The sequence below is a fragment of the Priestia sp. HNGD-A6 genome, assembly GCF_045784335.1.
Classification (GTDB): Bacteria; Bacillota; Bacilli; order Bacillales; family Bacillaceae_H; genus Priestia; species Priestia zanthoxyli.
This window is the reverse complement of record NZ_CP138621.1, coordinates 2,280,679-2,296,230: the sequence shown is the minus strand read 5'-3', so window position 1 is coordinate 2,296,230 and position 15,552 is coordinate 2,280,679. Positions and strand designations below refer to the sequence as shown.

Genomic DNA, 15,552 nt, shown 5'->3' with positions numbered 1-15,552 from the left:
GCCGATGTTGAGGGGAAACATTCGGTGAATATAATAGCGTTCTCAATTTGATATAGGGGAGAGGAAGACATGTTCAAGGAAAACACGGTTAAACTGGGGATTGCTCCAATCGCTTGGACAAATGATGACATGCCTGAACTAGGAGCTGAAAATACATTTGAACAGTGTATCAGTGAGATGGCTTTAACCGGTTTTAAAGGAAGTGAGGTAGGAAACAAATATCCGCGAAATGTTTCGATTTTAAGGAAGGCATTATCACTTCGGAATTTAGAAATTGCAAGCGCATGGTTTAGTACATTTTTAACGACAAAGCCGCTGGAAGAAACGGTGACGCCATTTATTGAACATCGCGATTTTTTATACGAAATGGGAGCAAAAGTAATTGTTGTATCTGAACAAGGACACAGCATTCAAGGGATGATGGATGTACCTTTATTCAAAGAAAAGCCCGTGTTCACGCCAACAGAGTGGAGCAGCCTTATAGAAGGCCTGCACTATCTTGGGAAACTAGCAAGAGAGAAAGATATGCATATTGTCTATCATCATCACATGGGAACAGGCGTCCAAACAACAGAAGAAATTGAGCAGCTAATGGAGCTTACCAATCCAGAGCTTGTTTCGCTCCTATTTGATACCGGTCATCTTGTTTTTTCAGGCGAAGAACCTCTTTATATCTTAAAAAAATATCTTCATCGTATTAAACATGTTCATTTAAAAGATATTCGCCAAGAAGTAGTTGATCGAGTCAAACAACAAGACCTGAGCTTCTTGCAAGCGGTAAAAGAAGGAGCCTTTACTGTTCCAGGCGACGGAGTTATTGAATTTGATGAAGTATTTACTATGCTTGCCGCTTCTGATTATAACGGCTGGTTTGTCGTAGAAGCAGAACAGGATCCAGCGCTTGCTAATCCTTTTGAATATGCGTTAAAAGCAAGAAACTTTATTAAAGAAAAAAGCGGTCTTTAATTTCTATTGTAAAAGGTTTTACGCCTTTTATATGTTTATGAAAGGAAAGGAGGAGATGAAATGAAGCCAACCATCTATAGTGTGGCTGAAGAAGCAGGTGTATCAATTTCCACCGTATCAAAAGTTATCAATCAAACCGGTCACATTAGTGAAAGAACAAGACAAAAAGTAATTGAGGTTATGGGGCAGTTGAATTACCATCCAAGCGTCGTAGCATCTGCTTTAACAGGAAAGCCTACTAAAACGATTGGGCTTCTCGTACCCGACATCTCCAACCCTTTTTTTGCCGATTTGGCAAGAAGCATAGAAGACCGAAGTCATGAGCGAGGTTTCCATGTTGTAATGTGTAATACCGATAACAATGCGGAAAAAGAGAAAAAATATCTATCGCTGTTAATTCGTCAGAGAATCGACGGTTTAATTGTAGCATCTGCTTTTCGCAATGCTAATCTTTTAAAAAATATGCTGAAGCAAGATATACCCATTAGCGTTATTGCTTCAGAAATCCCTCACATATCTGTTAATACAGTGACAGTGGATGACTATAAGGGAAGCTATTTGGCGACTGATTATTTGCTATCTTTGCATCATAAAAAAATTGCGATTATTACAGAAAATGCAAAAAGTAATCACGCCCGTTTAGATGCTTTTCGAGATGCCATGCAAGAAAATGGAATCACTGTGTTACCTCAACACGTTATTACGACCGAAGCAAGTATTCAAAAAGGATATGAAAGTGCTAAGCAAATTTTTTTAATGAAGGAGAAAGTGACGGCTATTTTTGCTTGTAACGATTTACTGGCTATTGGCGTCATACAAGCGGCAAAAGAATTCAACATTGATGTGCCGAATGACTTATCAGTGATTGGCTTTGATAATACCGTTCTTTCTACTACCATCACGCCCATGTTGACGACGGTAGCACAACCGACAAAAGAAATGGCTGTAAACGTAGTGGATTTGCTGGTTAGAGAAATGGAATACTCAACGATGCATAAAGAACATTTACTTCTTGAGCCGAAATTGATTGTCCGGAAATCGACGGCTCCGTTACGAAGAAACGCCACAGCATCTGCAAATAATTGAATACAATCAAGAGTATTGCTGTTAATAAAAACTCTTCACAGTCACATATTCAAAAGAATGTATAAAGTCTATGAAGAAAAAATGAGTGATTAGTAAATTCTGATTGCGCTACTACATAAAGGAGGAAGTTAAACATGCTAGGTAAATTAGGTGAATTAAATAAAGGATACAACGTACTTACAGAAATGGCCGGTCAGCACAAAGATATGCTGATGGATATTGGGATTTATAATATGTCTCAAGGAAAAGAGGAAACTTTACTAGACAGCAGCAATGAAACGGCTATTCTTTTACTAGAAGGAAAGGTAAAGCTAGAGTGGGAAGGACATTCGAAAGAAATTCAGCGTGAGTCTCTTTTTGAAGAAGAGCCTTGGTGTTTGCACGTTTCGAAAAATGTGGAGGTTAAAATTACCGCGCTTGCCAATAGTGAAGTACTAGTTCAAAAAACGGATAATGAAAAAGAATTTTCATCAAAATTATATACGCCTGAAGACTGTCAAAATACAGTAGCTGGTGAAGGAGTATGGGAAGGTACCGCTCAGCGTGTCATTCGGACAATCTTTGATTATAATAACGCTCCTTATTCTAACCTTGTTATTGGAGAAGTTATTTCTTATCCAGGAAGATGGTCGAGCTATCCGCCTCATCATCATGATCAGCCTGAAGTATATTACTATCGTTTTGACAAGCCGCAAGGATTTGGCTGTGCAATGGTTGGAGAAGATGCATACCGTGTAGTTGATAATAGTTTTATTACAATTCCAGGTGAATTAGATCATCCTCAAGCAACGGCTCCCGGCTATGCGATGTACTTCTGCTGGATGATTCGCCATCTTGACAATAATCCATGGACAGACCGTATTATGGAAGAAGAGCATAAGTGGTTATTAGAGCCGGATGCAAAAATTTGGCCTGAAAAATAAATAAAACTCTTTATACGAAATGGGTTTCAAATGTTGAAAAACCTCGAATGAAAAATAATTATGCGTAAAATAATAGTTTATTTTTGTAAAATTTGTTTTTATATGTTAAAGTATAGCTTGTATTAATATTCAGGCGATGATATCGCTCTTTTTGGCAGATTCCTTTTTTAGGAGTCTCTTTTTTTCTAAACAGAAGCAAGAGATCGTATGTCAATCAAAAAAAAGGAGATAAGCGTAGCCGCTTATCTCCTTTTCTTTTTAGCATTATCTAACGCTAAGTTCTTTTTCACTACTTTTTCTAAAGCAACTTCCACGTGAACATTTTTTTCATCGATGTCATTCACAAGCACGACGGTTCCTTTTCGTCCCTTAATCTTTAAATCATCACCCGTAGAAGGAATGTTTTCCCTCAGCTGGCTTAATAGAAGCTTTCTGTTTTCAAAAAAGTGGACAGCCACCATTTTATCTCACCTAATTTCATATGATATGTGTGATACAAAGATGTGTATATGAAATCCTTCCTATACGTTATGTCGTCAGGGGTGGTTTTAGAACACGTTGAATAGACAATTGTTGCATCGATATATGAAATAAATAGGGTGGCATAGTTATAAATCTTCTATTCTTGGACATACTTATACTACTAATCTAAAAAGGGATGTGGATGAAAATGAAGGTGGCTATCGGATTAAGTGTATTTACGGTCGTTACAGGAGCAATTGCGTTAGGGTCAGTTTACTTTTTAGCAGGGATCTTTTCGTTTTTCTTAACGGTTTTTTCATAAAAAAATCCACCAAGAGGTGGATTTTTTTATTTAGCAGCGGCTTTTGTTTCATGAGGCGAATTGCCGATAAATCCAAATTTTCCGCCGACAACTTCTTTTACTTCGTGGATGACAATAAAAGAATTCGGGTCAATTTGCTGGATTTTCTTTTTAATTTTTAATAACTCGTTCTTTTTAATAACAACGTAGATAATGCGTTTATCTTTGTTGGCGTAGTAGCCATATCCATAAAAGATGGTAGCTGCATTTCCAAATTCACTGGTGATAACTTGCGCAATGTCTTTGTACTGATCAGACATAATCGTCATTGCTTTTTTGTTGTGGAAACCTTCGATAACAACATCGACGATTTTAGCACAAAGATAGACGAATATAAAAGTATAGAGGGTATTGTTGACGCCAATAGCAAAAACCGATGCTAAAATAATGACGCTGTCCATGTAGAACATGCTTTTCGAGATATTGTAGCCTTTTGTGTAGTTTAATAAGTAAGCTAAAAGAGTTGTGCCGCCGGTAGATCCATCCGCGATAAAAATGAGTGCCAGTCCTGTTCCCATTAGTAAAGCCCCGAATACAATTCCTAAAATCATGTCGTGAACGTGAAAAGGAATATAGCTGACTAGACCTAAGAAAACGGACGTCATGACAGCTCCTAGAATCGTATAGAGAATGGTTTTTTTAGTTAGAAATTTATAAGCTAAGGCAATGAATACAAGGTTCACAAGAAATGTGCTGATACTTGTAGGGATATGAAATAAATAATATAAAACAAGAGCAATACCAACCGTACTTCCGTCACCTAATTTATTTGGAATGACGAAAAAATCAATGGATGCAGCAACTAAAAGCGCTCCGGCAATAATTAAAATGATGTCTTTATAGATTGTTTTCAATATGCAAACCTCCCTGATCATTAGGATATTTTCACGTGGAATTTTGTTTTTACTAGTGTTTCACAAATGATAAAATAAAAAACGTCTTAGAAATTGTCTAGTTATAAAACTGATCAACTTCTAAGACGAAGAATTACGATACGTGTATAATGTCTTGAGTCTGCTTTTCTATGCTTCGATGTCACCGATTATATAAACCTCTGACCGCTATGTCAACGCTATGAGAGATGTTCAACTTTTCAAAAAATAGAAGGCGGTTTCCTATATAAAAAAAGAATCCTTTGCGACGGCGCAAAGGATTTTCAAATTTATTGGAATAGGGGGAATACGTTATTAGGATTACCATTTTCATAAATTAATATACCTTTATTTTTAAAAAAAATTTATTTGTTAATGACGATTGAAAGTTTGTAATTCACATGCTGATTTAGCTCTGTCAAAAAATCATTTAGTTCTTCATTTGAATGAAATTTGCATTCTAGTAAGTAGCAGCCATCGCCGCTAATTTTAAAGTTGTTGATAACGTACTTCTTCTGACTTTCTACAAATGTAAGGTAGGGGTGGTGATGAATGCTCTGCGTATAGATATTTAAAAATGCATGGACGGTGTAGCCAAGTTTTCGTTCATCAATGTTAATTGTATAGCCTTTGATAATGCCTTCATCTTCTAACTTTAATACTCTAGCAGAAGCGGCTTGTCCGGTTAAATGCACTTTTTCTCCTAATTCTTTCATCTTCATACGTCCATTTTTTGATAGCTCTTCTAGTATGCGCTTATCTGTATTATCTAACATCGCTACAAATCCTTTCGTATTTCAAATCAAAAGGGTTAACTACTTTATGTCACCTATGTATACGGATACGTCTTCTATTTTATACTAAAGAAAAGTAAGAAAAAAGAGCAGTCAATATGGAAGACATGAAAGCAGCAGTAGTTTGCAAACAGCTAGATTGACGAAAGCTTGAGCTTGCTGTATGATTCTTTGAGTGTTTACGTGGTTCGTAACCATCCCACGTTAAAAAACTAAGGAGAGAATAGTAAGATGAATATAAGAACACTTTGCGTCAACGGTCTTTTAGCAGCTATGTATATTGCTGTTAGCATGTTAATTCAGCCGTTTGGCTTCACCAATATCCAATTTCGTATATCAGAAATGTTCAATCATTTGATTGTATTTAATAAAAAGTACGTGTACGGCATTGTACTAGGGGTATTTCTGACGAATTTGTTTTTTTCACCAATGGTCGCTTATGATCTGGTGTTTGGGGTAGGACAATCTGTACTATCATTACTCATTACCATTTTTTCTATGCGCTACATTAAAAATATGTGGGCTCGTATGCTTATTAATACAATTGTGTTTACGTTTACGATGTTTATTATTGCGTTTGAACTGCACCTAGCATTTGATTTACCATTTTTCTTTACATGGTTAACAACAGCTGTTGGTGAGTTTGTGGTTATGCTTGTTGGAGCACCAATTATGGCGGCTATTAATAAACGTGTACAATTTAATAAGCTAGTTGGATAAAAAGATGCGGCTGTGAGATTTATCACAGCCGCATCTTTTTTTCTTTGTTATTCTATAAGTGTAGTGATAAACCCCTTATTATTGAAGAGCTTTTCACGCATGGACAAATTACCCATATCTAGCATGTAAAAAGAGCAGGCCGCTATTGCGTTCTGCTCTTTTTGCGTAAGGCAATAGCGAGTATTCAATTAGATTATTTTGAAAGAAGAAGTGACAAATCTCACAGCGCGTTCTTTTTTCTTTTGTTACGATATACATATAGTTGGCAAACTCCTTATCGAAAAGTTTTTCGTACAACAACACATTACCTATGCGTAGCAATTAAAAAAGCAGACCGCCAAGGTTTGCTTTTTTAATTGTGTATTTTTTACCGTTAAATAACTTTTTTGAGTTATAATTGTAAAATAATCTTTGTTACGAAAGAGGGGATTATTTTTTGAATAGAAAGTTAGGAATTTTTGTTTTATTAGCGTTAGCTATCTTATTTGCCGGGTGTTCAAAAGAAGAAGACAACGTTCCTTTAAGAGAACTAGAAAAGATCCATATTAACGTCATCAAAGAACAAAAGATGAAGCAAGGGATTTCGTATGAATTGGAATTCGTAAACAAGAGCGATTTGACCATCAAACAAAACGACGTATTTTTATCGTATCCACTAAAAATAAAAAACGGTTATTCTGAAAATAAATTTAAGGTGTTAGCAGAAGGCAATAAGTTAAATATTAAGCCAAAACAAAAGGTAAAGTTGACTGCATTTCTTCCTTATAAAGGAATTAATAAAGAAGCGTTAGCTATTGATGAGCCTGACGTAAAGTGCATAGGATATTGGAATAAGATCGATGACTACCATCAATTTTCTTTTGGAGGATCTTTGAAGCGAGAATAATACATGGATTTGTTAAATAATGGAACTTATGAAGCGTGAAATCGTATATAAATCAAGGGGGAGATTTTATTGAAGAGATATGGACTATTTATCATTAGTTTCATCGTTTTCTTGGGTAGCTTTCAACTGCTATCAGGAATGATTCTTACGCTCTTATATGTTCCAGAAAGTTCGACTATGTGGAGCTCAATCGAAGGATTATCAAGTAAAGTAACGTTTGGCAGTTATTCTGGTAGCTTTGCTTTTATGATTCCCGCTGTAGCAGCTACAGCCGCTTTTTTTATCTCTAAAAAATGGGTTAGGAAAAGTGTATAAGAAACTAATAGCGGTGGTGAATAAACAGTGAATGTAGACACGGATAGATTAGTTAGCTTCTTTATTTTATGGGGAACACCCGCTGCTTTTAGTATAATAGAGTACTTTAAACTGAGTAAGACTGAAAAACAAGAAGCTATACGAGACTTAACATCATTAAAATCGATTATAACAACAGGCTTTATATTGATTGGAGGAGTGATGGCGAGTTTAGGTAGAGTATTATCGCTGCTGCCTCTGCACATTATAGGTACTTTTATTTTAGTCATTGGTGGTATCGCGGGCGCTATTGAAGCATGGAAAACAGAAAAAAAGAGAGGTATTATTATTCTTGCTTTCATAGTATCTATGATTGCTTTTACATTTGTAATATAAATTCGGCATGTAACAAGAGCTGCTCATGACTTGAGCAGCTCTTGTTAGTTTCTTATTTATTGCGTCTCCAGCTGCTGGTCTTTTTTCTTTAACGTAAGAGCGAGCAGGAACGAAACGATAGCGAAAGCGATGGCTACATAATAGACGGTATGGACCCCGCTTGTCATACTTTTTATTTGTAACAGCGTTTTATTCGTTTCATTTGATTGTTGAATAAAGTGCTGAGAAGCCATTGTCATAATACTTGTATACAAAGCGGGTCCAATTGCGCCTGAAACTTGGTTAATCGTATTTGAAATGGCTGAACCGTGAGCGTGAAGCGGCTTAGGTACTTGATTTAAAGCAAGCGTCATTACGGGTCCTATGCTTAAACCTACGCCAATTGTAAAGGCAGCGTATAAAATAGCTGCAGTCATCGTAGTTGTTTCTCTTGAAATGGTAGTGAACAAACTTAAAATAAACGTTAAAAGAATTAAACTTGTTAAAAGCAGCGGTTTAAATCCAATTTTATCAAACAAACTTCCTCCGACCATAGCTGTTAGAGCCAGCGTTACTCCTCCTGGAAGCATAAGAAAACCTGATGGTAGCAACTCTATACTGATCAGTCAATCTAGACGTTTAGGTCTTGCATAGAAGTGGAGATTGACGTTAGTTTGACAGGTGTAAGCATTGCTTGAAATGTTAAGAATAAGATTACAAAGTATTTTGGATCTATACTTCTATTGCTGTTAAAAAAATATAGTCAAGTAATGAAATTAAAAGAAGACGAGAAGCGTATAGCATGTTACGATAGGGACGGTATAGAAATTGACACATATCGGTTTCTAATAGAAGAGACAAATTTTAAAATTTTTAAATGTAAGGTTGTGATTCACCTGAGACTGAATAAATTTATTAGCGAATCTGGCAAAGCGTCAAGACGCGGGGCAGATAAGTTAATTAGTGAAGGAAGAGTAACCGTTAATGGAAAGGTTGCAAAAATCGGAGATCAAGTTAAGCCTGGCGATGATATTCGAGTAAGTGGCCAACAGCTTCGGATTGCTCGAAATAATGTATATATTGCACTTAATAAACCAGTCGGCATTACAAGTACGAGTGAGAAAAAAGTAAAGGGAAACATCATTGACTTAGTCAATCACCCTTTGCGTATTCATCATGTCGGACGACTAGATAAGGATTCAGACGGCTTAATTTTACTTACAAATGACGGCGATATTATTAACGAAATTTTACGTGCAGAAAACAAGCATGAAAAAGAATATATTGTTGCAGTAGATAAGCCGATTACACCCGAGTTTATCAAAAACATGTCTGAGGGAGTAAAAATTTTAGGTACAAAAACGCTTCCTTGTAAAGTGACACAGCTGTCTAAGTACGAGTTTCAAATTATTTTAACACAGGGATTAAATCGTCAAATTCGCCGTATGTGTGAAGTGCTCGGATATGAAGTATATCGACTTCAGCGTACGCGTATTATGAATATTCACTTAAACAACTTGCCTGTTGGGCAATGGAGAGATTTAACGAAAAAAGAGCGTACGCAGCTATTCAAAGAATTAGACTATGAACCTAAAGAGTGGTAAATCAAAAGACACCAGCCTGTTAGACTGGTGTCTTTTTTTATTCGCATACAACTACTTGTCTAGAAAATACGCTTTTGCGCGCTACGCAGCGATCTGAAATAGAAAAGCCAGCTTCATGAATCATATGGTCAATCGTGTCTACTGTAATCACGACTACTTTATCCGCAAAGCGGCGAGCGTGTTTTAAAATAGAAAGCTGATCTTCAGGCGTCGCGTGGGTGTAGAGATTGTAAGGCATGTCGATGATCGCTACGTCATAGTGAGTGGTAACATCCGAAATCGGTCCGGTTTTGACATCACCCTTTAAGCCGAAATGCGCAATATTTTCACGAGATCCGTCGGTCACAAGTGGGTTGATATCGCGTCCTACAATATCAATGCCCATTGAAAGAGCTTCTACGAGGACTGTACCAATACCACAGCATGGATCAATCGCTTTGATTCCTTCAGGCTTTGGAACGGCAATGTTAGCTACAGCTCTTGCAAGGCGGGTACTGAGTGCCGTAGAGTATTCACGCGGTTTCTTCAAATGATGCAGCCATACAGCTTCGCTTTTTTGATATTTTCCAAAATACCAGCGTCCTTCAAATGGAACAATTCCAAACAAATGGTCAGGGTTATGCAAGTCTGCTTCTGCTACAAAATGCCAACCCACATCACGTTCAATCGCACGCTGACCTTTATAGCTTATTTTTTGATCTTTTTCTAAGTCATTAATTTTCATAAAAATGAGTTTAAATGTTTGATCTCCAAGGTCAATATCTTCTACTTGTTTGCAAATATCTGCAAGGTCATCTGATTCATACATAATATCTAATCGCTCTTTGATAAAAGGGCTTCTGCTTGGATCAAGTTTAACGGCGCTTCTTATGATAGGTTTCTCAGTTTCAATTTCAAAAAGAGAGCGTCTCTCTAATTGACATAGTGAGAGTTCCTCTTCGCTGCATGCGTATGTGTAGATATACTGAGGCAGCTGCGTATGGTTATTCAATATCGTATCATCCTTTATCGTATCTAATTATCCTTCTTCTCAAACAATAGCGAGAAAAGAAGAGAAAAGCAACGAATTTAAATATATTTGGCTGTGAATACTAAATTGAAGCGCTACATAGTCCACTTATTTGACAAAACATGCTAAAATAACTGATGATAACCTGCATGTGCTGCTGTTTATACAAAAGAACTGGATCAAGGTTTCTCAAAAATCATTTATACACTGCTGACATTTTGATGAATAGGAGAGGCTACGTGATGTCTAAAAGTGATCATGAAAAGCAACAGATGAGTCGGGCTGATATGAAAAAACAAGCTAAAACATCCTCGCAAAACCTTGTGATGAACGTACTCATTGCCATTGTATCTGTATGTATTTTAGCTCTTATTATAAATATTTTTGTACTAATGAAATGAGCCGTTATGCTGCTCATTTCTTTTTATTAGGTTCAGCTTTTATTGAAGAGTTTGAGGTCTCTTTCACTAGAGAGCACATTGTGAATAGCATATCTTTTTTTTACAAATGATAGTTGTGATATGATAAAGCAATAATACATTAGACAAAAAGCTGGAGGTTACTTAGTATGCCATTACTTAGATTTGATGTAATAGAAGGAAGAGACGAAAAAGAGTTAAAAGCATTACTAGACGCTACTCATCGAGCGATGCTAGAAGCCTTTGGCGTCCCAGAACGCGATCGTTATCAAATTGTACATCAGCATCCTGCTCATGAAATGATTATTGAAGATACAGGTCTTGGCTTTGACAGAAGCAAGGATTTGGTTATTATAAGTGTGACGAGCAAACAGCGAACAGAAGAGCAAAAACAAGCTCTTTACAAATTAATTGTAAAAGAGCTGGGAGAAAGCTGCGGAATTCAGCCAAGCGACATTATGATTTCAATTGTTGAAAACGGTAATGCTGACTGGAGCTTTGGTATGGGAGAAGCTCAATTCTTAACTGGGAAATTATAAAATGGTTTATTATCTAGAGAAGCCCTTATTTCTAAGGGCTTTTTCTCATTTTGTCTATAAAAATATTATTCTCTTAGTCACATCTTACTCAAAATTAAATACAGACATCTGTCAAATGAATGATACAATAAGCTTATATGCCGTTTTGAGTGGGAAAACCAAAAAAGAGTTCGGCGTACTAACTTCAGAACAACAATAATTTTACATAAAGATGTAAAGATTTAAAGGTTAAAAGAGAAATGTATAAAATCTGTAAAACAAAAGAACAGTTACGCGTTAAATATAGGAGTAAAAGGTTCTTCACGTGTTTTTTCGGATAATAAGAGAAAGTAATTTTGATCATTGAGGAGGAACTTAGAATGTTTGGATTTGATGCAGATGTATCGCCATTAGTGCGAATTAAAGTAATTGGAGTCGGCGGTGGAGGAAATAACACCGTTAACCGTATGATTGAACATGGTGTACAAGGGGTAGAATTTATCGCCGTTAATACGGATGCTCAGGCGCTTAATTTATCTAAAGCAGATGTGAAAATGCAGATTGGTGCGGCATTAACGCGAGGATTAGGTGCAGGAGCTAATCCAGAAGTAGGAAGAGAAGCTGCAGAAGAAAGCAGAGAGCAAATTCAAGAAGTACTGCAAGGCGCAGATATGGTATTCGTAACAGCTGGCATGGGGGGAGGCACTGGTACTGGAGCAGCTCCGGTTATTGCCCAAATTGCCCGTGAACTAAATGCTTTAACAATTGGAGTAGTTACTCGCCCTTTCAAGTTTGAAGGAAATAAACGTACCAAGCAAGCAGTAGGCGGTATTACTGCGATGAATGAATCGGTAGATACCCTTATTGTCATTCCAAACGACCGCTTGCTTGAAATCGTTGATAAAAAGACACCTATGCTTGAAGCATTCCGTGAAGCAGATAATGTTCTTCGCCAAGGTATTCAAGGTATTTCAGATTTAATCGCTGTTCCGGGGCTGATTAACCTTGACTTTGCTGATGTAAAAACAATTATGTCTAATCAAGGATTTGCGCTTATGGGTATCGGACGAGCTTCGGGATCAGATCGAGCAATTGAAGCAGCGAAAAAAGCGATTTCTAGTCCGCTGCTAGATGCATCGATTGATGGAGCAAGAGGCGTGCTGCTGAACATTACGAGCGGCAGCAGCCTGAGTCTTTACGAAGTACAGGAAGCAGCAGATATTGTCACGTCCGCTTCTGATCAGGACTTAAATATGATTTTTGGATCTGTGATTAATGAAGATTTAAAGGACGAAATGATGGTAACCGTTATTGCCACTGGATTTGATGATGAAGATATTTCACCATCAGCTTCCACTTCTAGAGTTTCAAGAGCACGCTACTAAATTAAATAACCAGCTTTTATGGTGGCAATTGTTTTTCAATTGCCTTAAAAGGGAATCCGGTGAAAATCCGGAGCGGTCCCGCCACTGTAACAAGGAGCCTTATGTCAAAAAGCCACTGTCTATTTAGAGACGGGAAGGCGGTATAAGGCAATGACTTGAAGCCAGGAGACCTGCCATAAATCGCAGCACACAATAACCTACGAGGATAGGGAGGTGTTTTGGCAGAATCAAAAATACGATAAACAAGGGATACGTTTATCTGAATTTGTTGTGAAGGCAAGCACTTCTTTTTAGAAGTGCTTTTTTTTGTGTATTAAAATAGAAGGTGGAAAAATGAATGATAAATAATAAAAAACTTGTATCTATGATATTTCTCGTGTTACTTTGCCTCACTGCTTGCGCTCCTAATGAAGAGAGCGTAAGTATAAAAGAAAGAAAGAAAACGGATAAAAGTGTGACGTTTTTATTTAATTTTACATCTGCAACGCTTGATCCTCATACGGACGATAATTATACAGCAGTTCGTGGGGGAGTAGGGGAGACGCTTGTTAAAATCAACGACGATTTAAAAATAAAGCCTTGGCTTGCTGAAAAGTGGGAAACGAAAGATAACGGCCTTATATGGACATTTATGATAAGAAAGAACATCATGTTTCAAAACGGAAAAGCGCTGGATGCAAATGCCGTTAAGTCTTCTCTTCAAAGAACGATAGACCAAAGTTATGCGATGAAAAACGCTTTAAATATTAAAGAAATGAAAGCGAACAGTCATGCGCTGACAATTACATTAAAAGAACCAATGCCTAAATTTCCTTCTGAATTAGTGCATCCAAATACAGCTATTATAGATGTTGATGCTTCTAATATAGCTAAGAAGCCCATTGGTACGGGTCCATTTCGCGTCTTGTCTTTTGATCAAGGAAATCAAGTAAAATTAGAAAGATATGAAAATTATTGGGGTGGAAAAGTGAAATTGAAAAGTGCGATCTTTGGATTTAACGAAGATGCTAATGCGCGAGTTGCTGCTCTTCAATCTGGAACAGCCGATATTATTTATCGCCCGCCTTTAGAAAGCTTGGGCACTTTACAAACAGATCCGTCTTTTAAAGTAAGTGGAGTACCTAGTGTGCGCACCCATTTATTGCTTTACAATCAAACCAATGACGCATTAAAAGACGAAAATGTAAGAAAAGCTATCGATACCTTATTGAACCGAAAAGAAATTGTTAGCAGCATCATGAACAATCAAGCGGCAGCGGCTCGAGGTCCATTTTTACCCCAATTTCCTTTTGCTGATAGTACTGCTAATGAGCAAAGAGGTATGACATCTGCTAAAAAATATTTAGAGAAAGCAGGCTATCAAATCAAAAATGACAAAGCAATCAAAAATGGAAAGCCACTATCGCTCTCTCTTGTCACATACAGTTCTTTGCCAGAACTGCCTTTAATTGCTCAGCTTCTACAGTCTAATGCCAAAGAGTTAGGAATTACTATTAAGATTCACCTAGTTGAAGATAGCGATGAATATGTAATGGCAAAAGATGATTGGGATTTAGCATTGTACAGCCTTATCACAGCACCTAGAGGAGATGCCAGCTATTATTTAAGTACGAACTATTTGCCCGGCGGTGGTTTAAATGCCAGCCGGATTAATGATGATACGCTAACAAAAATGATAGAACAGTTAAATTCAACAGTAGATGACGCAAAACGAGATCAGTTAGCCAAACAAGCAACCGCTTTGATTAATAGAAAAATGCTGACGTCATCGATTGTACATCCAAACATTGTTGTTGCTTATAATCAAAAAGTGAAAAACTGGACAACAAATCCAAGCGAGTATTATATGCTGACTCAGCATTTAGACGTAACGCCGTAGTTAACATTGCAGCATAAGCAGAGAAAAGAAAAAGTATACAATGATCGCTAAAAGGATGTGACAGTAAACGTGCAAGAAGTACAAATGTATCAAATTAAAGAAGTAAAAGAAAAGGATGCTGAAGTGTTTCAGTTTGTCATGAATATGCGGAATGAGCTATTTCCTATGCTGGAAAAAAATCAGCTTCCTGTGGATTTGCTTCATTTTAATGAACATTACGTTCAAGCGAAAGACGCTGCTTTTTTTGCAGCTGTTACGGAAAATCAACAAGTAATCGGAACCATTGGTTTATACGCTTACGATGGACGGTTTCATGCATTAAAAGAGCGATATGAACATAGAACTGCAGCTGAGGTTGTAAAATGCTATGTCGATCCAGCGTACCGGCGTCTAGGCATTGGACAGCAGCTGTTAAAAGCAGTTGAACAATTTGCCCAAAGTCATTTTTATGACACGCTGTATCTGCATACTCATCCTTTTTTACCTGGCGCTATTCCTTTTTGGGCTTCACAAGGCTTTATCAAAAGGCTAGCTGAACAGGATGAACCATGGAATACGCTGCACATGGACAGAAAAATACAACGAGTCGTAACGTAACGAGATCATACAGTAATTACCATGGAATCTGTATATGGGCTCATGCTATAATGAACGTAACTTACATTTATAGCCTGTAGGGCAAGTCCTTACAGAAAAGAACCACGTTTCGAATTGGCTGAAACGTGGTTCTTTTCTGTAAAAAACAAGTAACAAAATATTTTTAAAAATATATATGAAATCGCTTTCAAAATAATGAAATATATTATATAATTACTAGTGTTGTGTTGTACTTTGTTAGTGTTAAATCAATATCCTACATGTGTGAGCCGATTGCCTTATGGTAGTCGGCTTCCTTTTTTTATAGTAGAAGTCTAAAGGGAAACAGCGTTCGTTAAAATGGCTGTAATTGTCGTGATAATAGTTGTCCCAAAGGCCCACTTGAAAAGAAAGAAAAGTAGC

Annotated in this window: 18 protein-coding genes and 2 riboswitches; of the genes, 13 read left to right on the top strand and 5 right to left on the bottom strand. The window is 37.0% G+C overall.

Annotated features, from left to right (window positions below; genetic code table 11):
- Window positions 1–69 precede the first annotated feature (69 nt).
- The 3 genes from iolE to SCI76_RS11560 all read left to right on the top strand — a co-directional run bounded on the left by iolE (window position 70) and on the right by SCI76_RS11560 (window position 2,975).
- Window positions 70–966, top strand: a complete 897-nt coding sequence (gene iolE / locus SCI76_RS11570; RefSeq protein ID WP_407545210.1) for a myo-inosose-2 dehydratase — start codon at window positions 70–72, stop codon at window positions 964–966.
- Between the two features lie 60 nt (window positions 967–1,026).
- On the top strand, window positions 1,027–2,052 hold the full coding sequence (locus tag SCI76_RS11565) for a LacI family DNA-binding transcriptional regulator (protein ID WP_249887289.1): 1,026 nt from the start codon (window positions 1,027–1,029) through the stop codon (window positions 2,050–2,052).
- A gap of 134 nt (window positions 2,053–2,186) precedes the next feature.
- The gene (locus SCI76_RS11560; protein WP_034268093.1) at window positions 2,187–2,975 is read left to right on the top strand and encodes a 5-deoxy-glucuronate isomerase; all 789 of its coding nucleotides are present in this window, start codon (window positions 2,187–2,189) and stop codon (window positions 2,973–2,975) included.
- Between the two features lie 242 nt (window positions 2,976–3,217).
- Here SCI76_RS11560 and SCI76_RS11555 read toward each other — a convergent pair whose 3' ends face one another.
- The 3 genes from SCI76_RS11555 to SCI76_RS11545 all read right to left on the bottom strand — a co-directional run bounded on the left by SCI76_RS11555 (window position 3,218) and on the right by SCI76_RS11545 (window position 5,446).
- Window positions 3,218–3,436, bottom strand: a complete 219-nt coding sequence (locus tag SCI76_RS11555) for a hypothetical protein (protein ID WP_013055227.1) — start codon at window positions 3,434–3,436, stop codon at window positions 3,218–3,220.
- 349 nt (window positions 3,437–3,785) lie between these two features.
- Window positions 3,786–4,652 (bottom strand): YitT family protein, encoded by an 867-nt coding sequence (locus SCI76_RS11550; RefSeq protein ID WP_028414344.1) that lies wholly within the window; start codon window positions 4,650–4,652, stop codon window positions 3,786–3,788.
- A gap of 383 nt (window positions 4,653–5,035) precedes the next feature.
- Window positions 5,036–5,446, bottom strand: a complete 411-nt coding sequence (locus SCI76_RS11545) for an Lrp/AsnC family transcriptional regulator (RefSeq protein ID WP_028414343.1) — start codon at window positions 5,444–5,446, stop codon at window positions 5,036–5,038.
- A 195-nt stretch (window positions 5,447–5,641) separates the two neighbouring features.
- Window positions 5,642–5,686, top strand: a riboswitch (PreQ1 riboswitch).
- Window positions 5,687–5,695: 9 nt separating this feature from the next.
- On the opposite strand from SCI76_RS11545, the gene SCI76_RS11540 reads away from it, so the two are divergent.
- From SCI76_RS11540 to SCI76_RS11525, 4 genes are all read left to right on the top strand, one after another.
- The gene (locus tag SCI76_RS11540) at window positions 5,696–6,184 is read left to right on the top strand and encodes a QueT transporter family protein (RefSeq protein WP_407545209.1); all 489 of its coding nucleotides are present in this window, start codon (window positions 5,696–5,698) and stop codon (window positions 6,182–6,184) included.
- A gap of 436 nt (window positions 6,185–6,620) precedes the next feature.
- A complete protein-coding gene (locus tag SCI76_RS11535; protein WP_407545208.1) occupies window positions 6,621–7,070 on the top strand; it encodes a hypothetical protein in 450 nt (149 codons plus the stop codon).
- A gap of 69 nt (window positions 7,071–7,139) precedes the next feature.
- Complete coding sequence (locus tag SCI76_RS11530; RefSeq protein ID WP_028414340.1) at window positions 7,140–7,385, top strand: hypothetical protein; 246 nt, start codon at window positions 7,140–7,142, stop codon at window positions 7,383–7,385.
- A 27-nt stretch (window positions 7,386–7,412) separates the two neighbouring features.
- Complete coding sequence (locus tag SCI76_RS11525; RefSeq protein ID WP_028414339.1) at window positions 7,413–7,760, top strand: hypothetical protein; 348 nt, start codon at window positions 7,413–7,415, stop codon at window positions 7,758–7,760.
- A gap of 56 nt (window positions 7,761–7,816) precedes the next feature.
- Here the strand turns inward: SCI76_RS11525 and SCI76_RS11520 are convergent, their stop codons facing one another.
- Entirely contained in the window at window positions 7,817–8,350 is a 534-nt protein-coding gene (locus SCI76_RS11520) for an MFS transporter (RefSeq protein WP_257042061.1), read from the bottom strand.
- A 276-nt stretch (window positions 8,351–8,626) separates the two neighbouring features.
- On the opposite strand from SCI76_RS11520, the gene rluF reads away from it, so the two are divergent.
- Window positions 8,627–9,343, top strand: a complete 717-nt coding sequence (rluF, locus tag SCI76_RS11515; RefSeq protein WP_014461744.1) for a 23S rRNA pseudouridine(2604) synthase RluF — start codon at window positions 8,627–8,629, stop codon at window positions 9,341–9,343.
- Between the two features lie 37 nt (window positions 9,344–9,380).
- Here rluF and SCI76_RS11510 read toward each other — a convergent pair whose 3' ends face one another.
- Window positions 9,381–10,334 carry a TRM11 family methyltransferase gene (locus tag SCI76_RS11510; RefSeq protein ID WP_033580681.1) on the bottom strand — a complete coding sequence of 318 codons (954 nt, stop codon included), beginning with the start codon at window positions 10,332–10,334 and terminating at the stop codon, window positions 9,381–9,383.
- Window positions 10,335–10,594: 260 nt separating this feature from the next.
- Between SCI76_RS11510 and SCI76_RS11505 the strand changes: the two genes are divergently transcribed.
- The 5 genes from SCI76_RS11505 to SCI76_RS11485 all read left to right on the top strand — a co-directional run bounded on the left by SCI76_RS11505 (window position 10,595) and on the right by SCI76_RS11485 (window position 15,150).
- Complete coding sequence (locus SCI76_RS11505; protein ID WP_013081614.1) at window positions 10,595–10,753, top strand: hypothetical protein; 159 nt, start codon at window positions 10,595–10,597, stop codon at window positions 10,751–10,753.
- A 167-nt stretch (window positions 10,754–10,920) separates the two neighbouring features.
- A complete protein-coding gene (locus SCI76_RS11500; RefSeq protein WP_063247697.1) occupies window positions 10,921–11,310 on the top strand; it encodes a tautomerase family protein in 390 nt (129 codons plus the stop codon).
- Between the two features lie 359 nt (window positions 11,311–11,669).
- On the top strand, window positions 11,670–12,674 hold the full coding sequence (gene ftsZ, locus SCI76_RS11495; RefSeq protein ID WP_014461739.1) for a cell division protein FtsZ: 1,005 nt from the start codon (window positions 11,670–11,672) through the stop codon (window positions 12,672–12,674).
- Between the two features lie 2 nt (window positions 12,675–12,676).
- Window positions 12,677–12,867: riboswitch (cobalamin riboswitch) on the top strand.
- 144 nt (window positions 12,868–13,011) lie between these two features.
- Window positions 13,012–14,553 (top strand): nickel ABC transporter substrate-binding protein, encoded by a 1,542-nt coding sequence (nikA, locus tag SCI76_RS11490; RefSeq protein WP_407545207.1) that lies wholly within the window; start codon window positions 13,012–13,014, stop codon window positions 14,551–14,553.
- A gap of 69 nt (window positions 14,554–14,622) precedes the next feature.
- Window positions 14,623–15,150, top strand: a complete 528-nt coding sequence (locus SCI76_RS11485) for a GNAT family N-acetyltransferase (RefSeq protein ID WP_053074075.1) — start codon at window positions 14,623–14,625, stop codon at window positions 15,148–15,150.
- The last annotated feature ends 402 nt before the right edge of the window (window positions 15,151–15,552 follow it).